The sequence below is a fragment of the Streptomyces sp. NBC_00503 genome (genome assembly GCF_036346895.1).
Classification (GTDB): Bacteria; Actinomycetota; Actinomycetes; order Streptomycetales; family Streptomycetaceae; genus Streptomyces.
Window position 1 is genome coordinate 16,389 of record NZ_CP107856.1, and the last position, 25,250, is coordinate 41,638.

General features: G+C 72.0%; 13 protein-coding genes. 4 read left to right on the forward strand and 9 right to left on the reverse strand.

Going from position 1 to position 25,250, the window contains the following annotated elements; translation table 11 throughout:
• Nucleotides 1-10: 10 nt before the first annotated feature.
• The 4 genes from OG490_RS37515 to OG490_RS37530 all read right to left on the reverse strand — a co-directional run bounded on the left by OG490_RS37515 (nt 11) and on the right by OG490_RS37530 (nt 6,023).
• On the reverse strand, nt 11-2,995 hold the full coding sequence (locus OG490_RS37515) for an AfsR/SARP family transcriptional regulator (protein ID WP_330301215.1): 2,985 nt from the start codon (nt 2,993-2,995) through the stop codon (nt 11-13).
• A 163-nt stretch (nt 2,996-3,158) separates the two neighbouring features.
• Nucleotides 3,159-3,389: an acyl-CoA carboxylase subunit epsilon gene (locus OG490_RS37520; protein WP_330301216.1), complete on the reverse strand. Its 231-nt coding sequence runs from the start codon at nt 3,387-3,389 to the stop codon at nt 3,159-3,161.
• 12 nt (nt 3,390-3,401) lie between these two features.
• Nucleotides 3,402-4,943 carry an acyl-CoA carboxylase subunit beta gene (locus tag OG490_RS37525; RefSeq protein ID WP_330301501.1) on the reverse strand — a complete coding sequence of 514 codons (1,542 nt, stop codon included), beginning with the start codon at nt 4,941-4,943 and terminating at the stop codon, nt 3,402-3,404.
• A gap of 27 nt (nt 4,944-4,970) precedes the next feature.
• The gene (locus OG490_RS37530; protein ID WP_330301217.1) at nt 4,971-6,023 is read right to left on the reverse strand and encodes a polyprenyl synthetase family protein; all 1,053 of its coding nucleotides are present in this window, start codon (nt 6,021-6,023) and stop codon (nt 4,971-4,973) included.
• A 309-nt stretch (nt 6,024-6,332) separates the two neighbouring features.
• Here OG490_RS37530 and OG490_RS37535 point away from each other — a divergent pair, with 309 nt between their 5' ends.
• On the forward strand, nt 6,333-8,534 hold the full coding sequence (locus tag OG490_RS37535) for an MMPL family transporter (RefSeq protein WP_330301218.1): 2,202 nt from the start codon (nt 6,333-6,335) through the stop codon (nt 8,532-8,534).
• Between the two features lie 135 nt (nt 8,535-8,669).
• Complete coding sequence (locus tag OG490_RS37540; RefSeq protein WP_330301219.1) at nt 8,670-9,398, forward strand: hypothetical protein; 729 nt, start codon at nt 8,670-8,672, stop codon at nt 9,396-9,398.
• Here the strand turns inward: OG490_RS37540 and OG490_RS37545 are convergent.
• Complete coding sequence (locus tag OG490_RS37545; protein WP_330301220.1) at nt 9,364-10,239, reverse strand: lasso peptide biosynthesis B2 protein; 876 nt, start codon at nt 10,237-10,239, stop codon at nt 9,364-9,366. The two genes, OG490_RS37540 and OG490_RS37545, sit on opposite strands and share 35 nt — an antisense overlap.
• Before the next feature lie 28 nt (nt 10,240-10,267).
• Nucleotides 10,268-10,387, reverse strand: a complete 120-nt coding sequence (locus OG490_RS39355; RefSeq protein WP_443066017.1) for a keywimysin-related RiPP — start codon at nt 10,385-10,387, stop codon at nt 10,268-10,270.
• 210 nt (nt 10,388-10,597) lie between these two features.
• Here OG490_RS39355 and OG490_RS37550 point away from each other — a divergent pair, with 210 nt between their 5' ends.
• Together OG490_RS37550 and OG490_RS37555 are read left to right on the forward strand one after the other, a co-directional pair.
• Nucleotides 10,598-11,140 carry a hypothetical protein gene (locus OG490_RS37550; protein ID WP_330301221.1) on the forward strand — a complete coding sequence of 181 codons (543 nt, stop codon included), beginning with the start codon at nt 10,598-10,600 and terminating at the stop codon, nt 11,138-11,140.
• On the forward strand, nt 11,137-13,095 hold the full coding sequence (locus tag OG490_RS37555; protein ID WP_330301222.1) for an ABC1 kinase family protein: 1,959 nt from the start codon (nt 11,137-11,139) through the stop codon (nt 13,093-13,095). The genes OG490_RS37550 and OG490_RS37555 overlap by 4 nt, the downstream gene beginning before the upstream one ends.
• 65 nt (nt 13,096-13,160) lie before the next feature.
• Here OG490_RS37555 and OG490_RS37560 read toward each other — a convergent pair whose 3' ends face one another.
• The 3 genes from OG490_RS37560 to OG490_RS37570 are packed head-to-tail and all read right to left on the reverse strand — an operon-like array spanning nt 13,161 to nt 25,236.
• Entirely contained in the window at nt 13,161-13,955 is a 795-nt protein-coding gene (locus OG490_RS37560; RefSeq protein ID WP_330301223.1) for an ABC transporter permease, read from the reverse strand.
• Nucleotides 13,952-14,956 (reverse strand): ATP-binding cassette domain-containing protein, encoded by a 1,005-nt coding sequence (locus OG490_RS37565; RefSeq protein ID WP_330301224.1) that lies wholly within the window; start codon nt 14,954-14,956, stop codon nt 13,952-13,954. The genes OG490_RS37560 and OG490_RS37565 overlap by 4 nt, the downstream gene beginning before the upstream one ends.
• A gap of 44 nt (nt 14,957-15,000) precedes the next feature.
• Nucleotides 15,001-25,236, reverse strand: coding sequence for a non-ribosomal peptide synthetase (locus tag OG490_RS37570; RefSeq protein ID WP_330301225.1), 10,236 nt, complete (start codon nt 25,234-25,236; stop codon nt 15,001-15,003).
• Nucleotides 25,237-25,250: the final 14 nt, after the last annotated feature.

Genomic DNA, 25,250 nt, shown 5'->3' on the forward strand with positions numbered 1-25,250 from the left:
GGGGCCGCCGTCAGGGCTGGAGCGCGAACAGCGCATGCAGGTCGGCCGGTTCGCCTTCCGCGAGCACCACCAGGAGCTGCTCCACCCGCTCCCGCCAATCCTGTGCCCCGACCTCGGTGAAGAGGTCCGCCGCACTCTTGAACGTACTCGCGGCGCCGCTCCGGTCCGAGCGCAGCGCCTGCACACTTCCGAGGACCACGGCCGCCCTCGCCCGGAGATAGACGTCCGCCACCTGCTCCGCGGCCTGCACGGCACTGCGTGCGACCGACTCGGCCTCCTCGAGCTTCCCCTGGCGCCACAGCGCCGCCCCCAGCGTACGCAACACGTGCGTCTCGCCACGGCGGTCACCGCTGCTGAGCACCAGCTCCAGCGCACGCCGGCCGGCTTCCTCGGCGCGCACCCCGTCGCCCTGGTGAATGAGTGCCTGCGCGAGCCTGAGCGTGCTCTGCGCCTCGCCCCGTACGGTCCCGAGCCCTCGGCTCCTGGCCACCGCCTCCGACGACAGCATCAGGCTCGCCTGAGCGTCCCCCCGTTCCAGTTCGATCTGCGCCAGCAGGCCCAGTACATGTGCCTCGGCGTAGGGGTCACCGACCGCGCGGAAGATCTCCAGCGAGCGCCGACCCGTCTCCACCGCCCGATCCGTGTCTCCACGATGGCGCTCGCACATCGCCAGGTTCCGGAGAACCAGGGCCCGCCCTTGGTCCTGGCCCTGCTCCTCGAACAGGCGCAGGGCCAGACCGAGGCGCTCGTACGCAGTGTCGTGCTCGTACTGGATGATCTCCAGGGTGCCGAGCGACTGCAGCATCGCCGCTTCGCCCAGCCGGTCGCCGGTGCGGCGGGTGGCGGCCAGGGCCGCTTCGCCGCATTCCCTCCAGTCCTCCAGGTAGTTGCGGTTCTGGAAGAGGGTGACGCTGGTCATGGCCAGGTCCCAGGCGTACCCGGACTCGTCCCCGCGGGCCGCCTGCTGTACGAGGCCCGTGATGGAGGAGCGCTCGGCCTCGAACCACTCCATGGGATTCTCCACGAGGGATTCGACCAGGTGGGAGGGGAGTTCGCGGTGGGGCGCGGAGCCGGGGACGACGGTGTAGTCACCGCCGTAGACCCTCCGGTGGGCCTCCTTGGCAAGACCCAGCCACACCGCGCAGGCACGCCTCAGGGCGGCCTTCAGTTCTCCTTCTCCGTCCTCGGCAAGCGCGCATTCGCGAGCGAAGAGGCGGAGAAGGTCTTGGAATCGGTAGCGGACGTGTCCGGCGCTGGCCCTGAGGGGTTCGAGGAGCTGTGCGTCGACGAGCTGCTCGATGAGGTCCTCGGCGTCGACCGGGTCGACGTCGAGGAGGGCGGCGCCCGCCCAGGCGGAGAACTCGGTGACGTTCAGCGATCCGAGCAGCCGGAACATGCGGGCGGTGTCGGGCGGCAGGTCGCGGTAGCTCAGCCGGAGGCCGGCGCGCACCCCCCGGGCGTCCAGGCTCAGTTCGTCGAGTCGGCGGTGCTGGTCCTCCAGGCGCGATACGAGGGTGCGGACGGTCCAGTGCGGCTTCGCGGCGAGCCGGGCGGCCGCGATGCGCAGCGCGAGGGGCAGCCGGTCGCACAGTTCGCTGAGGCGGGCGGCGCCCACGGGGTCGCCGGACAGCCGGTCGTCGCCGGCCACCCGGGAGAGCAGGGTGATCGACTCGTCCGTTTCGAGGGAGCCGAGGTTCAGCGGTACGAGGGCGTAGTCACCGGCGAGCCGGCTGCTCATGCTGTCGCGGCTGGTGACCAGCACGCAGCAGCCGGACGTACCGGGCAGCAGGGGCCGGATCTGCTGGAAGGAACGGGCGTTGTCCAGGACGATCAGGACCCGGCGGCCGTCCAGGACACTTCGGAAGAGCGCGGTTCGTTCCACCTCGTCGGCGGGGATCTGGGGTCCGGGTACGCCGAGGGCGCGCAGGAAGCGGTCGAGTACGGCACTGGGCCTGCGGGGTTCCTCCTCGTCGTAGCCGCGCAGGTCGGCGAAGAGCTGTCCGTCGGGGAAGCGGGCGGCGATCTGGTGGGACCAGTGGACGGCGAGCGCGGTCTTGCCGACGCCGCCGGTTCCGGTGATGGAGCCGACGGGCAGGGCGGAGCCGGTGAGCTGGTCCAGCAGCCGGTCGAGGGTGGCGAGTTCCTGGTTGCGGCCGGTGAAGGAGGCCGGGGCCGGGGGAAGGTGGGCGGGCACGGTGATGGCGGGGCCCGCCGGGAGGGGCGCGCTGGTGGGCAGGGTGAGCTTCGGGGAGTCGGCGAGGATGTCCTCGTGCAGCTCCTGGACGGCGGGGCCGGGGTCGATGCCGAGTTCGTCGGCGAGCAGGCGCGCCCCGTCTCGGTAGGTCTCCAGGGCCTCGGCTCGGCGGCCGGAGCGGTAGTGGGCCAGCATCAGCTGGGCGAGGGCCTGTTCGCGCATCGGGTTGGTGCGTACGAAGCCGGTGAGCTCCCCGATCAGTTCGCGGTGCTGGCCGAGGTCCAGGCGCAGGGAGGTGAGCTGTTCGTACACGTCGAGGCGGAGCCCGGTCAGGCGCTCGGCCTCGGCTTCGACGCGTTCGGCGAAGACTCCGGCGAGGGCGGGGCCGCGCCACATCGCGAGGGCTTCCTCGAAGTGCGCGCGGGCTTCCTCGGTGCGGCCTCGGCGGGCCGCCTCGCGTCCTTCGGAGGCCCGCTCCTCGAACTCGACGGCGTCGATGCGGTGCTCGCCGGCGTGGAGCATGTAGCCGGGGTGGCTGGTGACGAGGAGGTCGTCGAGGCCGACCGCGGCCCTGAGGGTCTTGCGCAGGCCCGATACGCAGATGGCGATCTGGTTGCGGGCCGTGGCGGGAGGGTTTCCCTGCCAGACGGCGTCGGCGAGGGTGTCGACGGAGACCACCCTGCCCGGCGCGAGCAGCAGCATGGACATGATGGTGCGCTGGCGGGCGCCTTGCAGGGCGACGGGTCGCCCGTCGACGCTGATGTCCAGTGGCCCCAGGATCCGGAACTCCACCTGAAGCACGGCTGCCCTCCTCGATTGCACCGCGGTCTTGCCAGAACGGCGGACGTGCCGCCTTCGCTCTGAGTTACAGGCCGCCGACCGGGTCCACAACGCGGACGGCAGCAAGCTGCCAGCCGGGGGCCGGCGGAAGCCGCTGGTCAGGACGTCGGCGCGGGGTGCCTGGTCAGGGGCGGACCGCCGCCCAGGAGGCGGGCGGGAGGATCTCGCTCCGGTCCCACCGGGCGGCCGGCCCGGGCTCGGCGGGCGCCTCCGGGCGGGCGTCGGGGAGCGCCGCGAGGACGGTCAGGAGGGTCGCGACGGCTGCCAGTTGCTCCTGGGTGGGACTACCTTTGATGATCTTGAAAAGGGTCGGCGCCAGGGGTCCTTCGAGAGCGGGTACGGATGTGCCGAACATGGCCATCACTCCTCACATCGGGGGGTTGCCGTGCTTGCGCGCGGGTGTCGCAGCGTGCTTGGTGCGCAACATGACGAGTGCGGCGACGAGGGTGGCCCGTGTGTCGGCGGGGTCGATGACGTCGTCGACGAGGCCGCGCTCGGCCGCGTAATAGGGGTGCATCAGCTCGGCCTTGTACTCCTTGACGAGCTGCTGCCGGGTGGCCTCGGGGTCGTCGGCCTGGGCGATCTGCCGGCGGAAGACGACGTTGGCGGCGCCTTCGGCGCCCATGACGGCGATCTCGTTGGTGGGCCAGGCGTAGGTGATGTCGGCGCCGATGGACTGGGAGTCCATGACGATGTACGCGCCGCCGTAGGCCTTGCGCAGGATCAGCGAGATCCGCGGGACGGTGGCGTTGCAGTACGCGTACAGCAGCTTCGCGCCGTGCCGGATGATGCCGCCGTGCTCCTGGTCCACGCCCGGCAGGAAGCCGGGGACGTCGACGAGCGTGACGAGCGGTATGGAGAACGCGTCGCAGAGTTGGACGAAGCGCGCGGCCTTCTCCGCGGAGTGGATGTCGAGGACACCGGCCAGCGACTGGGGCTGGCTGGCAACGATGCCGACCACCTGGCCGCCGAGCCGGGCGAGGGTGGTGATGACGTTGGTGGCCCACCGCTCGTGGACCTCCATGTGCTCGCCGTCGTCGACGATCTCGCCGATGACCTCGCGCATGTCGTACGGACGGTTGCCGTCGCGCGGGACCAGGTCGAGCAGGCGCTCGCAGCGGCGGTCGACCGGGTCGTCGCACGGCGCGGCGGGCGGGGCGGCGCGGTTGTTGGAGGGGAGCATCGTGATGAGGTAGCGGACCTCGGAGATGCAGGTCTCCTCGTCGTCGTACGCGAAGTGCGCGACACCCGAGGTCTCGGCGTGCACGTCGGCGCCGCCCAGGCCGTTCTGGGTGATCTCCTCGCCGGTCACCGCACGGACCACGTCCGGGCCGGTGATGAACATCTGCGAGGTCTCACGGACCATGAACACGAAGTCCGTCAACGCCGGCGAGTACGCCGCGCCACCCGCGCACGGGCCGAGCATCACGCTGATCTGCGGGATGACACCCGAGGCCTTCGTGTTGCGCTGGAAGATCCCGCCGTAACCGGCGAGCGCGGAGACGCCCTCCTGGATACGGGCACCCGCACCGTCGTTGAGGGAGACCAGCGGGGCACCGGCCGCGATGGCCATGTCCATGATCTTGTGGATCTTCGTGGCATGGGCCTCGCCCAAAGCGCCACCGAAGATCCGGAAATCGTGTGCGTACACGAAGACCGTCCGGCCCTCCACCGTGCCCCAGCCGGTGACCACACCGTCGGTGTGCGGCCGCTTGTGCTCCAGGCCGAATCCCGAGGCCCGGTGCCGGCGCAGTTGCTCCACCTCGTGGAAGGAACCTTCGTCGAGGAGGAGGGCGATCCGCTCACGGGCGGTCAGCTTGCCCTTGGCGTGCTGCGCCTCGGTGGTGGCCGGGACGCCGTCGAGTACTTCCCGGCGGATGCGGACGAGTTCGGCGACCCGTTCGGCCATGGTCATGGGCAGCGGCTCCTTTGCGGCTCAGCTGGTGCGGAGGGCGACGTAGTCGCAGAGGGCGAGCAGGGCGCGCCGGGCGGGCAGGTCGGGCAGCCCCGCCAGTGCGGTACGGGCGCGGTCGAGCCGGCGGTGCATCACGGCCTCGGTCTCGGCGAGGGCCTGGGAGCGCTCGAACAGTTCGAGGGCGCGCGGCAGCGCGGCGGCCGGGACGGGGCCGGCGTCGAGCAGGTCGCGCAGGCCCGCCTCGGCGGGGGCGTCGCCCTCGCGGGCGAGCAGCACGGGCAGGCTCTGCACGCCGGCCAGCAGGTCCTTGCCGCGTTCCTTGCCGGTGAGTTCGGCCGGGGAGGTCAGGTCCAGCAGGTCGTCGGCTATCTGGAAGGCGATGCCGAGCTGTTCGCCGCATTCGGTGAGGGCGGCGGCCACGGGGGCCGGGGCGGCGGCTTGGACGGCGCCGATGCCCAGGGACATCGCGAGCAGGGCCGCGGTCTTGCCGGCGGCCACGTGGAAGTAGTGGGTGACGGGGTCCTCGTCGGGGGCGGGCCCGGCCAGTTCGCGCAGCTGGCCGGCGACCAGTCGTCCCGCGGCCTGCGCGTTGAGGTGCACGGCGGCGGGGCCGAGTTCGGCGGCGAGCTGGGCGGCGCGGGCGAGCAGCCAGTCCCCGCCGAGGACGGCGGCGCGCTCGCCCCAGCGGGCGTGCACGCTGGGGACGCCGTGCCGGGTGGCGGCGCCGTCCATCACGTCGTCGTGGTAGAGCGAGGCGATGTGGACGAGTTCGGCGATGGCCGCGGCCTGCGTGACGCCGTGGGCCCAGGGGTCGCCGAACTCCGCGCCGAGCAGGACCAGCAGGGGGCGCAGGCGCTTGCCGCCCGCGTCGGCGAGGTGGCCGGTGATCGCGGCGACCCTGGGATCGAGGGATTCGTGGGCGGTGGCCTGGAGCCATTTTTCGGCGCGGGCGAGGGATTCCCGCATTCTGGTCTCGAACTCGGGCTCGTCCAGGGCCAGTCGCTGGAGAAGTCCGGCAGCAGGAATACCGGGCGACACAGCCGTCCCGGTCCCGTACGTATATCCAGTGCCCATGGGCCCCTCCACAACACAGACGAACATTGATTTCACATATGTGTGTTCGACAGCGTCATCGGGCGCCGATCCCCTGACAACAGGGCTGACATAAAGGTGCCACTACGACCCGCCCGCACCGCTTGAACAGGGGTTTGTCAGCTTCCTGCCAGACCTTCGGGAGTGGGTCCGACATGCGCCCCTGGCGCGACCCGCGGAGGATCCGGCGTGGCAGTGACAGCAACCGGACAATCCCGAGGTTGGAAATTCCCGCTGCTGCCTAGGCTCCCCTGGACATTCCCCTGCCTAGAACGCTTGTGAAGGAGCATCATGTTCGGACGGATCGGACGCTTCGTCGTCCTCCGGCCCTGGGTAACCATCTCGGCCTGGCTGATAGCGGCGGTGGCCTTGGCCGTACTCGCCCCGCAGCTGAAGTCGACCAGCGACCAGGTCGAATTCCTGCCCTCCCATTACGAGTCCGTCCAGGCGGCCAAGGCACAGGAACGAGCGTTCCCCCGGAATGAACAGCCGGCGGCCATCGCGGTCTTCCAGCGGACGGACAAGAAGGCGCTGACCGAGCCCGACAAGGCGGCCGTCACCAAGGTCGCCGCCGGACTGCAGGACAAGGGCCTGGCGAAAGTCAAGCGAGTGGAGAGCAGCCCGGAGGCGGTCTCCCCGAACGGCGAGATCGCCCTCGCGCAGGTCATCGCCACCGTCAAGGATCCGTACGACCCCGAGCTCGGGGAGTCCGTCACGAAGCTGCGCGAGGAAGCCAAGTCCCTCCTCGCGGGCACGGATCTCACCGTGGGCGTCACGGGTCCGGCGGCAAGCGCGGTGGACGCCCAGAAGGCCTCCGGCGACACCGACGCCATGATCATGTCGGCCACGCTGCTCCTCATCGTGGTCCTGCTGCTGATCATCTTCCGCAGCCCGCTCATCGCGGTCCTGCCGGTCGTCATCATCGGCCTGGCGTTCACGGTGGCCACCGGACTGATCTCGACCGCCGCCGAGCTCGGGGGGCTGAAGGCGGACGGCTCCATCACCGCGATCCTGATCGTGGTCCTCTTCGGCGTCGGCACCGACTACATCCTCTTCCTGCTCTTCCGCTACCGCGAGCAGCTGCGCGGCGGCCAGCACCCCAAGCAGGCCATGATCAGCTCCGTCGCGCTGGTGGGCGAGACCATCGCCTCCGCGGCCGGTGCGGTCATCGTCGCCTTCCTGGCGCTGCTGTTGTCCACGATGGGCATGCTCCGGGCCATGGGCCCCTCACTCGCGATCGCGGTGGCGGTGGCGCTCCTGGCCGGACTGACCCTGGTGCCGGCGGTCTTCTCGCTGCTCGGCGCGAAGGCGTTCTGGCCGTCGAAGGCCTGGAAGAAGGAGCCGGAGAACGCCCTGGCCTCCAGGATCGGCGCTGCCACCGCCCAGCGTCCGGGCACCATCGCGGGGATCACCTCCGCGGTGCTCGCGGTGCTCGCCGTCGGAGTGCTCGGCTTCCAGCCCCAGTTCGACGCCGACAGCTCGCTGCCGCAGGACCTCGAGTCCGTGACCGCGATGAAGGACCTCCAGCGCGGCTTCTCGGCCGGGCAGTCCGACCCGACCTCGGTCTACCTGGAGAAGCGCGACGGAACCGCCTTGGACCAGGCCCAGCTGGAGGCGTTCGGCGCGGCCCTGAAGATCGAGGGCGTCGGCCGGGTCTCCCCCGCCCTGGCCGGTGCGAACGGCGGCATCGCCCAGTACAGCGTGGTCCTGAACTACCGGCCCACCGAGGACAAGGCTCTCGACCTGGTCTCCGGGCCGCTGCGGGACGCCGCCCACCGGGCCGCGCCCGAGGGCACGCGGGCCCTGGTCGGCGGCACCTCGGCGGTGCTCGGCGACATCAGCACGGCCGTCAGGCACGACTACAAGGTGGTCTTCCCCGCCGCCGGACTCGCCATCATGCTCATCCTGGGGCTGCTGCTGCGCAGCATGGTCGCCCCATTGTACCTGATGGCGTCGGTCGCCCTCGGCTTCGCCGCCACGCTCGGCGCGACGGTCTGGGTCTTCCAGAACGGCGCGGGCGAGAAGGGCCTGCTGTTCACCCTGCCGGTGATCGTCTACCTCTTCGTGGTGGCGATCGGCACGGACTACAACATCCTGATGGTGGCCCGGCTGCGCGAGGAGATCGGGCAGGGGCGCAGCCCGCGCGAGGCAGTCCGCCGCGCCGTCTCCGCGTCGGTACCGACCATCAGCGCCGCCGCGATCATCCTGTCCGGCACCTTCGGTGTCCTGACGCTGGCCGAGAACTCCATGCTCCAGCAGATGGGCTTCGCCGTCGCGTTCGGCATCCTGCTGTCCGCGTTCGTCATGGCGATGCTGCTGGTGCCGACGCTCACCAGCCTGCTCGGCGAGCGCGCCTGGTGGCCCGGGCACAAGGACACCCTGCCGGCGACGGCGGGTGGCCCGGGTGAGGTACGCGGGACAGCCACGGGTGAGGGCACGTTCGGGCCTTCCGGCGCGGGCGGCTCCCGCAACGACGACCGGAGCCTCATCTAGAACCCCGCGGCCGTGCGCGCACCGTCCGACCAGGGCAATTGTCAGCTTCCTGCCAAGGTTCTGACGGCCCGTCCGGCCGGGAACGACCACCGCCTACGCTCCGTTGCGGAAACTCACGAGGGAAGGCTTGGGGAATTGCGTATCCGAATCACGCTCGCCGCCGTACTCGCCGCCGGTGTGCTGTCGCTGACCGCGGCCACCGCCACTGCCGCCTCCGGTACCACCGCAAGGCAGGCCGCTCCGGCAACGCAGGAGGCCGGGGCGGACTGCGGCGAGGTGCGACTGACCGGGGAGCTGCCCGCGCCGCCGGCAGGGATGGCCGTTCAGCAGCAGGTCTCCATCGGCGCGGACTGTCGTCCTGTCCTCGGAGAGGTCAAGCTCGTACCGGCGGACAACGGCGCGGCCTCGAAGAGCACCGCCGCCCCGGCCGTGGCCGTGGCCATGGCCGGGGCGAACGAGGGCGGCACGACGCGCCAGTTCAAGAGCTGGAACGAGATGTTCGACTGCTGCAACATTCGCATGACCGGTCTGTACACGACCTCGCAGTGGACCACGGACGGCAACCGGATCACGACGGCGGCCACCGATGTCACGCAGCAGTGGAACCGCGAGCCCTGGAATGCCGGCTGGTCGCTGAAGTCCGCGACGAAGAACACCGACTGTTCCAGCGACTGCGGCGTTTCGCGGACCGAGGCGCACGCCGACTTCACTTACAAGGGGATCTTCGACACCTCCGGAGACCGGTATGCGAACACGCACCACTCGTACGTCGACCTGAACGCGGACGGATCCGCCACCTGCCGTTTCGACGTGCAGCTGCGCCACACGTTCATCGGCTGGAACTGGCAGCGCGGCTGCCAGTGACCGAAGTGGGCGCGGCCACCGAAACGAGCCGCGCCCACCGGTCGTGACCACCCTTCTCACCGATGGGCCCGCCCTCGGCCTCCACCCACGCGTGGGGGCTGAACGGCGGGCTCATCAGCGTTCCCACGCACCACGTGGGCCAGCTGCCGCCCAGCCGGCAGGTCAGGGCCGCACGGTATCCGCGGCGGTCGGCGAGCTGGCGGGCGACGGGGGCCAGCGGCCAGGAGAGCAGCGCGCGGAAGCCGCCGAGGCGGCGCAGGGCGAGCAGCGGGTGGCGGGCGACGAGTGCGTGCAGGTGGTGCGGGAGGCCGACGAACAGGTTGTCCCTGCCGTTTCCGGTCAGGTGGAGCCGGGAGCCGCGGGCGGCCATCCTGGCGGCGAGGACGGTGACGCGGCGGCGGGAGGCGACCAGCGCGGTGGTGGAGTCGAGGCCGCCGGAGAGGTCGGAGCTGATCAGCCCGCCGGGGGCGGTACGGACGTCCACCGCGTCCAGCAATGCCTCACGGACGGCTGCGGCTCCGCGGTCCATGGGCGTATCGGGCTCCGGGGGCCGGTGCCAGCGCCGATGGGAAGGGACGCCGTCGGGGCGGGTCAGCAGGGCCGTACCCGGGGGAACGACGGTGACGGCCGACCACAGGGGGCGCTGGTCGAGCGGGGCGGGCGCCATGCCCAGGAGGTGGACCGCCACGGCGGTGGGGTCGGGTTGCAGGCCCGCCAGCCGGGCCAGTTGGGCGGCCCGGTCGCCGGCGACGAGGGTGCCGCCGGTGCGGGTGTGGAAGACGCGCCGGGCCCCGTAGTTGTCGGGGAATACGAAGAAGAACGGTGCCTCGTGTTCCGGCATGGTCAGCTCCTGCGGGAAGAACCGGAAATCAGAACCAGCCGCGGACGTGGTTCCAGTCCCAACTGCCGACCGGGAGACCCATTCCGGTGTCGGAATGGAAAGAGCCGGTGGCGGCGAAAACCGGGGCCTCGTAAACCTTCTCCATCATGGCGAATTACTTTCGGCGGGCCGGAAAAATCCCGGCGTCCTTGTCGCTTGCCGAATCAATTTCGCAGCGGGCGAGCGGCGGATCAACGCCCTTGTCCGGTTCTCGCCGAGGTGGCAGCAAGCTGACAGTGGGACAGAAATGGACCGGTTCGTTCCATAGAATTCCGAGTCCGGTTGCGCACCTTACGATCAGATTGGCAGCCTTGACGACATGACGACACATGTCAGCACCCCGGCCCATTCGGCGGCCCTTGCCACGCCGCCGCCACCGAGGTGGGCGGTGTGGGCCGCCCATACCGTGCCGCTGATCGCGTTGCCATCCACCCTGTGGCGCCTGGCCATGACCGTCGGCGTTCCCGTCGGGTACAGCGAGGCGGTGCTGCGCACCGACTACGGGCTGCCCGGCACCGGCTATCTGATCCTTCCGTTGATCTCGCTGGCCCAGGAGGGCGCGGCGCTGCTGACGCTCGGTCTGGTCCGTGACTGGGGGCTGGTCGCGCCGCGCCGGCTGCCGTTCATCGGAGGGCGCCCGGTGCGTACCGGGGCGGCCGTGACGGCGGCGCTGCTCGGCGCCCTGATCATGACCGCGGTGACGGTCAGCCAGCTGATGCTCTGGGACACCGTCGACGAGGTCAATCTGACGGGCACGCACCGGGCCGTCATGGGCTGGATGTACGCACCGTTGCTGCTGTGGGGGCCGCTGCTGGCGCTGGTGACCCTCTCGTACGCCGCGCGACGCCGACACCATCGATGAACACGGCCGTTCTCGTCCTGCTGGCCGCGCTGTCCCTGACCGTGTTCGTCGCCGGACTCGCCTCCGGGGCCCGGCGGCTGCTCGGCGTACGCCTGGGCAAGGGACGCGCGGTGCTGACGGGCATCGTCGGGCTGGCCTCGGGAACCCTGGTCAGCTATCCGCTGCGGAACGTGCAGCCCTTCGCCCTGATCTCGCTCGAGATCGGGGTGTCACTCGTGGTCGCCATGCTGTTCCTGGCGGCCACCGAGGTGCTGGTGCCCTCGGGCACGGTACGCGGGCTCGTGCGGTTGCCCGGATCGCTGCGCCGCAGCTTCGCCCGTACGCGCCGGTACGGGCGGCTCAGCCGGATCTTCGTCCGGCACGGGCTCGGCCGTTTCCTCAGCGGTCGCTCCCGGCGCGGGCCGAACGCGCACGCCGAGCGCGCGGCGCTGGCCCCGTCGCTGCGGCTGGCGCTGGAGGAGGCCGGGGTCACCTTCGTCAAGCTGGGCCAGGTGATGTCCACCCGGTACGACCTGCTGCCGCCCGAGTTCATCGACGAGCTGAGCTCCCTCCAGGACCAGGCCTCCCCGGAGCCGTGGGAGGCCGTCGAGCGAGTGCTGCACGAGGAACTGGGGGCGCCGCCCGGCGAGGTGTTCGCCGAGTTCGACCCCAAGCCGGTGGCCGCCGGGTCGATCGCCCAGGTGCACCGGGCGCGGCTGGCGTGCGGCAAGCAGGTCGCGGTGAAGGTGCAGCGACCCGGCGCGCGCGAGATCGTCGTGGACGACCTGGACATCCTGTACCGGTTCGCGGCCCGGCTGGAGCATCACACGGACTGGGGGCGCAGCATGGGCGCGCTCGCGCTGGCCCAGGGGTTCGCCGTATCGATCCAGGAGGAGCTGGACTTCCGCATCGAGGCCCGCAACACGCTGTCCGTGGCGGCGGCGATCGAGGCGGCCGGCGGTGACTCGGTGATCCGGGTGCCCGAGGTCCATCAGGACCTGTCCGGCAAGCAGGTCCTGGTCACCGAGTGGATGGCGGGCACTCCGCTGCACAGTGTGTCGCGGCTGCTGGACGAACGGGGCCTGGACCGGCAGGCGCTGGCCACCGCGATGCTGGAGTGCCTGCTGGGACAGATCATGACCAGCGGTGTCTTCCATGCCGACCCGCACCCCGGCAATCTGCTGCTGCTCGACGACGGCCGGCTCGGCATGCTCGACTTCGGCTCGGTGGGCCGCATCGACCGCTCGCTGCGGGGCACCCTGAGCGGCATGCTGCTGGCCCTGCACCGGGGCGATCCGGCCGGGCTGTCGGACTCGCTGCTGGCGCTGGTGGTGCACCCGGAGCACATAGACGAGCGGAAGCTGGAGCGGGCGCTCGGGCAGTTCCTGGCACGGCACTTCGCGCCCGGCATCAAACCGGACCGGGAGATGTTCGCCGACCTGTTCGCGATCGTCGCGCGGCACGGGATCAGCGTGCCCCCGGAGATAGCTGCCGTGTTCCGGGCGCTGGCCACGATGGAGGGGTCCCTGGACCGCCTCGTGCCGGGCTTCGACATCGTCACCGAGGCGAGGTCCTTCGCCGTCACCCAGCACCTGCGCAAGCTCAAGCCGGAGGCGTTGGGCCGCACCGTGACCGAGGAACTGCTGGGCCTCGTGCCGATGCTGCGCCGGCTGCCGCGCCGCATCGAGCGGATCGGCGCGGCCGTGGAGGGCGGACAGCTCACCGTCGGGGTGCGGCTGTTCGCCGATCAGGAGGACCGGCGGTTCCTGCGCTCGCTCGTCCACGAGGTGCTGCTCGCGTTCCTCGGCGGGGTGATCGGGCTCGTGGGCGTTCAGCTCCTGCGGACCGAGGGGGGGCCGATGCTGAGCGAGCAGCTCGGGCTGTTCGAGCTCTTCGGGTACAACCTGCTGGTGATCAGCTCGGTGCTGGTGCTGCGGGTGCTGTTCATGATGATCGGCGCCGGCCAGCGGCGCTGAGCCACCGGACACGACCGAGGCCCGGTTCCCCGTGGTGGGAGCCGGGCCTCGTCGTCGTACGGGTCTCAGCGCTTGGCCGCGGCCCGCTGGTAGGCCCGGCCGGCCAGCGGGATCACCACGGCGAGCAGTACGAGCAGCACCCCGAGGGCGGCGATGACGGGGTGTTCGGAGGGGAAGGCACCACTGGAGGCGCCGCGCTCGTTGCCGAACAGGTCGCGGGCGGCGGAGACCACCGCGCTGACCGGGTTCCACTCCACGATCACGCGCATCCAGCCGGGCAGTCCCTCCGGCGGCACGAAGGCGTTGGAGAGGAAGGCCAGCGGCATCATCACGACACCGGAGACCGCGCTGACCGCCTCGGAGCTGCGCAGGCTCAGGCCCACCAGGGCGCCCACCCACGACATCGCGAAGCCCATCAGGAGCAGCAGCCCGAAGCCGGCCAGCGTCTGCAGCACGCCGTTGTGCGCCCGCCAGCCGATCAGATAGCCCACCAGGGCCATGATGGCGCTGGTCCAGCCGACCAGGACGAGATCGGCGGTGGTGCGGCCGAGGAGCACCGAGGAGCGGGAGATGGGCAGCGCGCGGAAGCGGTCCACCAGGCCGTTGTTGAGGTCCTCGACCACGCCGATGGCGGTGGTGGTGAGGTTGGCGAGCATGACCTGGGCGAAGATGCCGGCCATGATGTATTCCTTGTAGCCGCCCTGGCCGGGTACCTGCATGGCGCTGCCGAAGAGGTACCCGAAGACGAGGACGAAGGCCACGGGCATCACGGTGATGCCGAGCAGCTGCTCCGGCATCCGCCGGATGTGCCGCATCTGACGGCCCGCGAGTGCGAACGAGTCGCTGATCACCTCGGTCATACCGCCTGCATCTCCTTCGCCTGCTCGGACTGCTCGTTCTGATCGGTCGGTTGTGCCTGTTCGTCGCCCCGCTGACCGGTCAGGGCCAGGAAGACGTCGTCCAGGGAGGAGCGGCGGACCGCGAAGTCCGAGGGCTCGATGCCGAGCCGCTCCAGGCCGTTGGCCGCGGCGGCGATGGTGTTCACCCCGCCGGCCAGCGGTACCGAGACGGTGCGGTTCTCGCGGTCCACGACCGGCTCCCCCGGCGACACGTCGGCCAGCACCCGGGTGGCGGCGGCCAGGTCGGCGACCGAGCCGACCGAGACCTCCAGCCGCTCACCGCCGACCTTGCGCTTGAGCTCGTCGGGGGTGCCGTCGGCGATGACCACGCCCTTGTCGATGACCGCGACCCGGTCGGCGAGCTGGTCGGCCTCCTCCAGGTACTGGGTGGTCAGCAACACGGTCACGCCGTTGCCCACCTGCTCCTTGATCATCTCCCAGAGGGCGAGCCGGCTGGTGAGGTCCAGCCCCGTGGTCGGCTCGTCCAGGAAGAGCACGGGTGGGCTCGCCACGAGGCTCGCGGCGAGGTCGAGGCGCCGGCGCATGCCGCCCGAGTAGGTCTTGGCCATCCGGTCGGCGGCGTCCACCAGGCCGAACTTCTCCAGGAGTTCGCCGGCACGGGCCCGGGCGCCCTTGCGGCCCAGGCGCAGCAAGGTGCCGATGAGCTGGAGGTTCTCCCGGCCGGTCAGCCGCTCGTCGACGGCCGCGTACTGGCCGGTGAGGCCCACGTTGGCACGGATCAGCTTGGCCTGGGTGGCCAGGTCGTAGCCCGCGACGGTGGCGCGGCCCTCGTCCGGGTCGAGCAGGGTCGCGAGGATGCGCACGGTGGTGGTCTTACCCGCCCCGTTGGGCCCGAGCACGCCGAGGATCGTGCCCGCGGGCACCTCCAGGTCGATGCCGTTCAGCGCCTGGTGGTCGCCGTAGCGCTTGCGCAGGCCCTCCGCCGAGATTGCCGTTTCCATGACGGACACTCCTTTGCTGCGTTGCGTTGTGTGGTCGGGGCGGGTCAGCGGGCGGAGGCCGGCTGACCGACGAGCTTCTCCAGGACGACCCGGCCGATCTCGGCCGCCGGCTCCGGCTGGAGCAGGTGCCCGTGGTGCGCGTGCACCGGGTAAGTGGTGATGGCGCCGGCCACGTACGGCTCCCAGGCGGCGACGGAGTCCACCGCCTTGGCTGCCGGGTCGCCGGTGCCGGCCGTGGAGACGAAGAGCAGCAGCTCGCCGTCGAAGCGGCGCGGCCGGTAGGCGGCGCTGAGCACGTGGTTGTTGATGCCGACCTTCACGAAGGCCGAGATGTGGTGCTCCTCCAGGCTGCCGAGCGCGCTGTCCCGGCCCCGGATGAGCTCCATCGCCCGCTGGTGGTCGAGGGGCTGGGAGCGCAGCTCGGCAAGGTCGTAGCCGACGAAGTCGAGGAGGGTCTCCAGGACGTCCCGCTCCGTGGGGAGCGTGTAGTCGTCGTCCTTCCAGGACTCGTCGTACGGGGTCTGGTCGAGGTTGGCCAGCAGGGCGACCCTCTCCCCCGCCTCGGCGAGCTGCGTGGCGATCTCGTGGGCGACGAGGCCGCCGAAGGACCAGCCGATGAGGTGGTAGGGGCCGGCGGGCTGGACCGAGCGGATCTGCTCGACGTAGTCCGCCGCCATCTCCGTGACGCCGATGGCGATCGGGCCCTCGCCGTTCAAGCCGCGGGCCTGGAGGCCGTAGACGGGGTACTCGGCCGAGATGTGCCCCAGCAGGGTCGAGTACGGCCAGCTGAGGCCGCCCGCGCCGTGGACACAGAACAGCGGGGGCCGCTCGCCGCCGGTGCGCAGCGCCAGCAGTACCTCGAAGCCGTCGCCGTCCTGGCCTGAGCCGAGTTTGTCCATGAGTTGGGCGACGGTCGGGGTCTCGAAGATGCCCCGGTTGCTGAGCTTGACGCCCAGGACCGAGCGGATCCGGCTGACCAGCTGGATGGACGTGATGCTGTCACCGCCCAGCTCGAAGAAGCTCTCGTCGATGCCGACCCGGTCGACCTTGAGCACCTCGGCGAACAGGCCGCAGAGGATCTCCTCCTGGGCGGAGCGGGGGCCGCGTCCGCCGGGGGCGGTGTGGGCGCCGGGCGCCGGGAGCTGTTTGCGGTCGAGCTTGCCGTTGACGGTGAGCGGGAGGGCCTCGATGGCGACGAATGCGGCCGGGACCATGTAGTCCGGGAGGACGGCGCCGATGTGGGCGCGCAGGGCCTCCGCGTCGAGGACGGTGCCTTCGGCCGGAACCACGTACGCAGCGAGCCGCTTGATGCCCGGCTGGTCCTCGCGGACGATCACGGCGTTCTGCGCGACCGAGGCGTGCGTGGCCAGGACCGTCTCGATCTCACCGAGCTCGATACGGAAACCGCGCACCTTGACCTGGTCATCGGACCGCCCGAGGTAGTCGAGCTGCCCCTCCCGCGTCCAGCGGACCACGTCACCCGTGCGGTACATCCGCGAGCCGGGCACGCCGTACGGGTCCGCAAGGAACCGCTCGGCCGTCAGGCCGGGGCGACCCAGGTAACCGCGCGCCAGACCCGCGCCGGCGATGTACAGCTCGCCGGCCACGCCCGGGGCGACGGGGCGCAGGGCCGCGTCGAGGACGTACGTACGGGTTCCCGGGATCGGCGTGCCGATGGCCGGCACACCGGAGTCCGGGGTGAGCGGAGTCGATGTGGTCGCGACGACGGTGGATTCCGTCGGGCCGTAGGCGTTGACCATGCGACGGCCCGGAGCCCAGCGGTCGACCAACTCCGCGGAGGTGGCGTCACCGCCCACGATCAGGGACCGGAAGTGCGGGAACTCGGCCGCCTGAACACTGGCCAGCGCAGCCGGCGGGATCAGCGCGTGCGTGACCCGCTCCGCCGTCAGAACCTCCGCCAGCACCTCGCCCGCCAGCGGACCCGCCGGCGGCACCACCAACGCGGCGCCCGCCGCGAACGTCATGACCAGCTCCAGCACCGAAGCGTCGAAACTCGGCGACGCGAACTGCAGCACACGACTGTCGGCATCCACGGCAAACCGCTCTACCTCCGCCGCCGCGAAAGCCCCCAGACCCGCATGCGACACCACCACGCCCTTGGGACGACCTGTCGAACCCGACGTGTAGATCACGTACGCCGGGTGGTCGGAGGCCACCGCGGCGGTGGGGCGGGAGGCGGGCTTCCCTCCGGCCTCGGGGAGTTCGCTCAGGACGAGGACCGGACGGGCGTCGTCGAGCATGTACGCGATCCGGTCCTCCGGGTACTCCGGGTCCACCGGGAGGTACGCACCGCCGGCCTTCAGCACCGCCAGCTGCGCGACCACGATGTCCACCGAACGCGGCAGCACCAGCGCCACCACCCGCTCCGGACCCACACCCTGGTCCATCAGCCAGAGCGCCAGCCGGTTCGCCCGCGCCTCGACCTCCGCGTAGGAGAGCACCAGCTCGCCGCTGACCACCGCCGGCGCGTCCGGCGTCGCGTCCACCGCGGCTTCGAACAGACCGTGGAAGGTGACCGGCACCGAGTCGTCGGCCGTCCCGGCCCACTCCCCCAGCACCCGCGCACGCTCCCCAACGGTCAGGACGTCCACCGCCCCGACCCGAACCTCCGGATCGGCCGCGACCGCGTCCAACACCGCCACCAGACGCCCCGCCAGCTCCTCCGCCGTCACCCGGTCGAACAGATCGACCGCGTACTCGACACTGCCCTCCAGACCCGACCCGGCCTCCGCGAGCTGGAAGGTCAGGTCGAACTTCGCGGCGTCGAGGCCGATCCGCTCCGGGGCGATGCTCAGGTCCCCCAGGTCCAGCGTGGCGTCGCCGGTGTTCTGGAAGGCGAGCATGACCTGGAAGAGGGGGTGGCGGGCCATCGACCGCTCGGGGTTGAGGACCTCCACCAGCCGCTCGAAGGGCACGTCCTGGTTCGCGTACGCCGCCAGGTCGCTCTCCCGGACCCGCTTCAGCACCTCGGAGAAGGTCGGATCGCCGGAGACGTCCGTCCGCAGCACCAGGGTGTTGACGAAGAAGCCCACGAGGTCGTCGAGGGACTCGTCGGTACGGCCCGCGATCGGCGAGCCGAGGGGAATGTCGGTACCGGCGCCGAGACGGTGCAGCAGCGTCGCCAGGGCCGCCTGAACCACCATGAACAGGCTCGTGCCCGTCGTACGGGCCAGCTCGTCCAGACGGGCGCGGGTGGCCTGGGACACCTGGAAGGGGACGGTGTCACCGCGGTAGCTCATCCGGGCCGGACGCGGGCGGTCCGCGGGCAGGGCGAGCTCCTCGGGCAGGCCGGCGAGGGCCTCGCGCCAGTAGTCGACCTGGCGGGACAGCTCGCTGACCGGGTCGTCCTCGTCGCCGAGGATCTCGCGCTGCCACAGCGTGTAGTCGGCGTACTGGACCGGCAGCGGCTCCCAGGCGGGTACGGCGCCCGCCGCACGGGCCGCGTACGCCTCGCCGAGGTCGCGGGCCAGCGGGGCCATGGACCAGCCGTCCCCCGCGATGTGGTGGACGACGACCAGCAGGACGTGCGTGGTCGCGTCCAGCGTGAACAAGTGGGCGCGCACCGGCAGGTCTGCGGCCAGGTCGAAGCCGCGGGCCACCTCGGCGGCCAGTGCCTCGGCGTCGTACGGCGCCTTCACGAGGACCGGGGCGGCGGCCTCGGGGGCCAGGATCAGCTGGTGGGGGCGGCCGTCGGTGTCCGGGAAGACGGTGCGCAGGCTTTCGTGGCGTGCCACCACGTCGCCGAGCGCGGCCTCGAGGGCGCCTGCGTCGAGGGAACCGGTGAGGCGGACGGCCAGCGGCATGTTGTACGTGGCGCTGGGCCCCTCGAACCGGTCGAGGAACCACAGCCGGCGCTGGGCGGGCGACAGGGGTATCTCGGCGGGGCGCTGCCGTACGGTCAGGGCAGCACGCCCGGTGCCTTCCTCGCCGACGCGCTCGGCGAGCGCGGCCACCGTCGGCGCCTCGAAGAGGGTGCGGACGGCGACCTCCGCGCCGAGCCGGGAGCGGATGCGGCCGGTGACGCGGATCGCGAGCAGCGAGTGGCCGCCGAGGTCGAAGAAGCTGTCGTCGATGGAGACCTGCTCCAGGCCCAGGATCTCGGCGTAGATCTCGCACAGCGCCTTCTCGCGCGCGGTGCGCGCGGTGCGACCGGCGGGGGCGGTGCGCGGTCCGGGCGCGGGCAGGGCCTTGCGGTCGAGCTTGCCGTTGACGGTCAGCGGAAGTCTGGGCAGAGCGACGTAGGCGGCCGGGACCATGTAGTCGGGCAGCCGTTCGCCCAGGGCCTGACGGAGCTGCTCGGGCCCGGGGGCGGCGCGGCCGGCTGCCGGGACGAGGTAGGCGACCAGCTCCTGGATTCCGGGTCGGTCCTCACGGACCATCAAGGCGGCCTGGGCGATGTCCGGGTGGGCCTCGACGGCGGCCTCGATCTCGCCGAGTTCGATGCGGAAGCCGCGGATCTTGACCTGGTCGTCGGCGCGGCCGAGGCAGTCGATGCGGCCGTCACGGGTCCAGCGGGCGCGGTCGCCGGTGCGGTACATGCGGGTGCCGGGCGCGCCGTACGGATCGGCCACGAAGCGCTCGGCGGTCAGGGCGGGGCGGCCCAGGTAGCCGCGGGCCAGGCCGGCGCCCGCGAGGTAGAGCTCGCCGGCGACGCCGGGCGGTACGGGGCGCAGGGCGGTGTCGAGCACGTAGGCGCGGTAGTTGTCGAGCGGGCGGCCGACCAGGACGCGGTCGCTGTCGGTGACGCGCTGACCGAGGGCGTCGACGGTGGCCTCGGTGGGTCCGTACAGGTTGTACGCCACCAGGCCCTCGGTCCGGGCGAGTTCGTCGCGCAGGGCCTCGCCGAGCGCCTCGCCGCCGAGGCTGACCAGGAGCGGACGGATATTCTCGTCGGCGGTCAGGCCCAGCTCGTGGAGCTGCTGGAAGTGGCCGGGGGTGGTGTCGACGTGGTCGAGTCCGCCGACCTCGCGGGCGTAGGCGAGCAGGGCGGCGGGGTCCTGGCGGGCCTCGTCGTCCATGAGGTGCAGTTCGTGGCCGGCGAACATCCACAGCAGCGGGTCGACGGCCGCGTCGAAGGAGAACGACGCGGCGAGGGCGACCTTGAGACGGCGGCCGCCGGCCGAGGCGATCACCTCTCCGTACAGCCGGCCGAAGTGGTCGTGGAAGAGGTTGACGGCGCTGCGGTGCTGGACGGTGACGCCCTTGGGGCGGCCGGTGGATCCGGAGGTGTAGATGAGGTACGCGGCGTTGTCCGGGTGTCCGGCGCCGGGCACCTCGTCCGGGCCGAGGTCGTGGTCCGGCCAGATGCCGTCGCGGTCGATGGCGTACAGGTCGGCGACCGACGACAGTTCTGTGACGGGCCTGGCGTCGTCCAGGATGTACGCGATGCGCTCGGCCGGGTAGGCCGGGTCGACGGGCAGGTACACGGCACCGGCCTTCATCACGGCGAGCAGGGCCACGATGTGCTCGGCGGAGCGCGGCAGCCGCACGGCGACGGCCTCTTCGGCGCGCACCCCGTCGGCGACGAGCCGGCGGGCGAGGCGGTTGGCCCAGGCGTTGAGGGCGGCGTAGCTCAGGCGCACGTCGCGGAAGACCAGGGCGGTGGCGTCGGGGGTGCGGGCGGCCTGGGCCTCGAAGAGCTGCGCCAGCGTGCCGGTGGGGTGCTCCCGGGCGGTGTCGTTCCAGGTCTCGAGCACCTGGTGGCGTTCCTCGGGGGTGAGGACGTCCACGGTGGACAGGGCCCGGTCGGGGTCGGCGACGAGGTCGGCCACCAGGCGGACCAGGCGGTCGGCGAGGGCTTGGGCGCTCTCGCGGTCGAAGAGGTCGGTGGCGAACTCGATGCCTCCCTCGATGCCGTCCGGGGTGCCGTCGGCGGCGAAGCGCTCGGCGAGGACGACGGACAGGTCGAAGTTGGAGGTCTTCAGGCCCACGGGCCTGGCGGCGGTGCGGACCCCGTCGAGGTCGAGTGCAGCCTCGGTGTTGTTCTGGAAGGACAGCATGACCTGGAACAGCGGGTGCCGGGCCAGGGAACGGCCGGGGTTGAGCGTCTCGACCAGCTGCTCGAAGGGGACGTCCTGGTGGGAGTAGGCGGCAAGGTTGGACTCCCGTACACGGTCCAGGAGTTGACGGAAGGTGGGGTTGCCGGAGATGTCGGTGCGCAGCACCAGGGTGTTGACGAAGAATCCGACGAGCTCGTCGAGGGCCTGGTCCGTACGGCCGGCGACGGGGGTGCCGAGCGGGATGTCCTCGCCGGCGCCGAGGCGGTGGAGCAGGGCGGCGAGCGCGGCCTGGGCGGCCATGAAGACGCTGGCACGGGATTCGCGGGCGAGGCCGGCGAGCGCCTGGTGGGTGGCGGCGTCGATGGCAAGGTCCACGGTGTCGCCGCGGTAGCTCATCTCGGCGGGGCGGGGCCGGTCGGCGGGCAGCGCCAGCTCCTCGGGGAGGCCCTCGAGGGCGGTGCGCCAGAAGTCGGTCTGGCGGGCGAGTTCGCTGCCGGGGGTGTGCTCGTCGCCCAGGACCTCCTCGCGCCACAGGGTGTAGTCGGCGTACTGAACGGGCAGCGGCTCCCAGGCGGGGGCGTGGCCGGCGCGGCGGGCGCGGTAGGCGTCCGAGAGGTCGCGGGCCAGCGGGGCCATGGACCAGCCGTCGGCGGCGATGTGGTGGACCACGAGCAGCAGGACGTACTCGGTGCCGCCGCGTGCGAAGAGCCGGGCACGCAGCGGGAGGTCCCGGGTGAGGTCGAACTCCTTGCCGGAGGCGGCGGCCAGCGCCCGGTCCAGCTCGTCGTCGGCGACGCCGATGACCGGCAGTGCGGGGACGGCGTCGGCGGGGTCGAGGACGTGCTGGTGGGGGCTGCCGTCGGTGTCGGGGAAGACGGTGCGCAGCGACTCGTGGCGGGCGACGACGTCGGCGAGCGCGGCGCGCAGGGCGGAGACGTTCAGTTCGCCGGAGATCCGCACGGCCATCGGCAGGTTGTAGTTGCCGCCGGCGTCCTCGAAGCGGCCGAGGAACCACAGCCGCCGCTGGGCGGGCGAGAGCGGGACCGTGTCGGGGCGCCGCCGGGCGGTCAGTGCCTGGCGGGCGCGGCCCGCGCCGGCGATCCGCGCGTCCAGGGCGGCGACGGTAGGGGCTTCGAAGAGGGTGCGTACGGCGATCTCCGCGCCGAGGTCGGCCCGGATGCGGCTGACCAGGCGGGTGGCGATCAGCGAGTGCCCGCCGAGGTCGAAGAAGCTGTCGTCGATGGAGACCTGCTCCAGGCCCAGTACTCCGGCGAACAGCTCGCACAGCAGGGTCTCGCGGGCGGTGCGGGGGGCCCGGCCGGCAGCGGCCGCGCCGTCGGGGACGGGCAGGGCGCGGCGGTCGAGCTTGCGGTTGGGGGTGAGCGGCAGCTCGGGCAGGGCGACGTAGGCGGAGGGCACCATGTAGTCGGGCAGGGTGCCGTCGAGGTGGGCGCGCAGCTGGTCGGCAGCGGGGACGGTGCTGCCGGCGGCTGGGACCAGGTAGGCGGCGATGGTCTTGATGCCGGGGCGGTCCTCGCGGGCGATGACGGCGGCCTGGGCGATCGCCGGGTGGGTGGTGAGCGCGGCCTCGATCTCGCCGAGTTCGATGCGGAAGCCGCGGATCTTGACCTGGTGGTCGGAGCGTCCGAGGTAGTCGAGTTCGCCGTCGGCGGTCCAGCGGACCACGTCGCCGGTGCGGTACATGCGCGAGCCGGCCGGGCCGTGGGGGTCGGCGACGAAGCGCTCCGCGGTCAGGCCCGGGCGGCCGAGGTAGCCGCGGGCCAGGCTCGCGCCGGCCAGGTAGAGCTCGCCGGGGACGCCTGGCTGGACCGGGCGCAGGGCGCTGTCGAGGACATAGGTGCGGGTGTTGCGGATGGGGCGGCCGATGGTGGGGCGGGCCGGCCAGGCGTCGACATCGGCGGGGAGGGTCGCGGCGGTGACCACGTGGGTCTCGGTGGGCCCGTAGTGGTTGTGCAGGACGCGGCCGGTGCCGTGGTGGAAGTCGCGGATCCGCTTGCTCAGGACGAGGGCCTCGCCGGCCTGCGCGAGGTGCCGCAGCGCCGGGAGGTCCAGGCCCAGACCGACGGCCTCCTCACAGAGGGCGTCGATGACCAGGTTGGGCGCGTACACCTCGTCGATGCGCTGCTCGGCCAGCCACTGGACGAAGGCGGCCGGGTCGCGGCGGGTGTCCTCGTCGGGGATGACCAGGGTGCGGCCCGAAAGGGTGGCGGAGAGGATCTCCTGGGCGGAGACGTCGAAGCTGATGGCGGTGAACTGGGCGGTGCGCACGCCCGGTCCGCCGGGGAGTTCCGCCTCGTGCCAGCCGATGAGGTTGGCGAGCGGGGCGCCGGGCATCGCGACGCCCTTGGGCTTGCCGGTGGATCCCGAGGTGTAGATGACGTAGGCGGGGGTGAGCGGCGTCAGCGGCGCGGTGCGCTCGGCATCGGTGATCTCACCGTCGGCCAGGGCCTCGAGGCCGACGGTCACCGCCTCGTCGTCCAGGAGCAGCAGCGGGGTGGTGTCGGCGGCGGCCTCGACGGCCGGCCGGGTGGCGCGGTCGGTGACGACCAGGGCGGGCCGGGCGTCGCCGAGCATGTGGGCGATGCGGTCGGCGGGGTAGCCGGCATCGACGGGGAGGTAGGCGGCGCCGGACTTCAGTACGGCCCAAACGGCCACGATCAGTTCGACGGAACGGGGCAGGGCGAGGGCTACGGTCCGCTCGGGGCCGGCGCCGCGGGCGATGAGCAGGCGGGCCAGGCGGTTGGCGCGGACGTCGAGCTCGCGGTAGGTCAGTGTGGTGCCGGCGGACTGGACGGCGACGGCGTCGGGGTGTCGGTCGGCGGTCTGCCGGAACAGGGCGGGCAGCGGGAGCAGCGGGCCGTCGTGCGCGGTGTCGTTCCAGGTGTGCAGGACGCGGGTGCGCTCGTCGCCGGTGAGCAGGTCGAGACGGCCGACGGGGGTGTTCTCGGCGCCGGGCAGGGCGGCGAGCAGGCGCAGCACGCGGGCTCCGATGCCTTGCGCTGCGGCGGTGTCGAGGTGGTCGGGGCGGTGGCTGAGCTCCAGGGCGAGGGTGTCGCCGACGTTCACCAGCAGGCTCAGCGGGTAGTGGGTGCCTTCGTGGCTACGGCCGTCGACCACGCCGAGGCCGCCGGCGGAGCGGCGCAGGCCCTCGGTGTCGACGGGGTAGTTCTCGAACACCAGGAGGGTGTCGAAGAGTTCGCCGGTGGCCGGGGTGAGGCGCTGGATGTCGCCCAGGCCCAGGAACTGGTGGTCCATCAGGGCGGCCTGCTGGTCCTGGAGGCGCTCCAGCAGGTCACCGAGCGGCTCGGCCGGGTTCAGGGCGACCCGGACCGGCAGGGTGTTGATGAACAGCCCGATCATGGATTCGACGCCGGGCAGCTGCGGCGGGCGGCCGGAGACGGTGCCGCCGAAGACCACGTCGTCACGGCCGGTCAGACGACCCAGGACGATCGCCCAGGCCGCCTGGACCACGGTGTTGACGGTGATGCCGCGCCCGCGCGCCCAGCGGGTCAGCTCCGCGGTCGCCGCGGCCGGAAGCTCCACGCGGGTCAGTGCGGGGGCGAGCGGTTCGCGGGCCGCTGCGGGGGCGGCGAGCAGGGTCGGCTCGTCCACGCCGTCCAGGACCCGGCGCCAGGCGTCCTCGGCAGCGGTGCGGTCCTGTGCGTCGACCCAGGCGAGGTAGTCGCGGTACGGGGTGACGGCGGGCAGCGCCCGCTCGTCGGAGCCCGCCCGCAGCAGTCCGTACAGCTCGAAGAGTTCACCGATGAGCAGGGCCCGGGACCATCCGTCGAGCAGGATGTGGTGCGCGGTGACGAGGAACTGGTAGCGGCCGTCGCCCAGGTCCACGAGGGTGAAGCGGATCAGCGGCGGGCGCGCCAGGTCGAAGCGGCGGGCACGGTCCGCCGCGGCGATCTCCTCGGCCGCGGCGGCCCGCTCGCCGGCTGGTCGGCCGGACAGGTCGGTGACGGTGAAGGCGGGGGCCACCTCGAAGGGGATGAGCTGGACCGGCTCGCCGTTCTTGCGGTGGCGGAACGCGGCCCGCAGGCCCGAGTGCCGGCGCAGCAGGGCGGCGCAGGCGGAGTGCAGGTGCCCGGTGTCGATGCCGCCCTCGATGTCGAGGACGAACTGCATGGTGTAGACGTCCGGGCCCTGCTCGTCGTACTGCGCGTGGAACAGCAGGCCCTGCTGGAGCGGGGAGAGCGGGAGTATGCCCTCCAGGCGCGGCTTCGGCTTGGTCATGTCGCTTCTCTCCA

Excerpts from the sequence above, each read along its gene's own strand:
- OG490_RS37520 (WP_330301216.1), bottom strand. The coding sequence starts at position 3,389 with ATGTTCGGCACATCCGTACCCGCTCTCGAAGGACCCCTGGCGCCGACC.
- OG490_RS37525 (WP_330301501.1), bottom strand. The coding sequence starts at position 4,943 with ATGGCCGAACGGGTCGCCGAACTCGTCCGCATCCGCCGGGAAGTACTC.
- OG490_RS37530 (WP_330301217.1), bottom strand. The coding sequence starts at position 6,023 with ATGGGCACTGGATATACGTACGGGACCGGGACGGCTGTGTCGCCCGGT.
- OG490_RS37535 (WP_330301218.1), top strand. The coding sequence starts at position 6,333 with ATGTTCGGACGGATCGGACGCTTCGTCGTCCTCCGGCCCTGGGTAACC.
- OG490_RS37545 (WP_330301220.1), bottom strand. The coding sequence starts at position 10,239 with ATGCCGGAACACGAGGCACCGTTCTTCTTCGTATTCCCCGACAACTAC.
- OG490_RS39355 (WP_443066017.1), bottom strand. The coding sequence starts at position 10,387 with ATGATGGAGAAGGTTTACGAGGCCCCGGTTTTCGCCGCCACCGGCTCT.
- OG490_RS37550 (WP_330301221.1), top strand. The coding sequence starts at position 10,598 with ATGACGACACATGTCAGCACCCCGGCCCATTCGGCGGCCCTTGCCACG.
- OG490_RS37555 (WP_330301222.1), top strand. The coding sequence starts at position 11,137 with ATGAACACGGCCGTTCTCGTCCTGCTGGCCGCGCTGTCCCTGACCGTG.
- OG490_RS37560 (WP_330301223.1), bottom strand. The coding sequence starts at position 13,955 with ATGACCGAGGTGATCAGCGACTCGTTCGCACTCGCGGGCCGTCAGATG.
- OG490_RS37565 (WP_330301224.1), bottom strand. The coding sequence starts at position 14,956 with ATGGAAACGGCAATCTCGGCGGAGGGCCTGCGCAAGCGCTACGGCGAC.
- OG490_RS37570 (WP_330301225.1), bottom strand. The coding sequence starts at position 25,236 with ATGACCAAGCCGAAGCCGCGCCTGGAGGGCATACTCCCGCTCTCCCCG.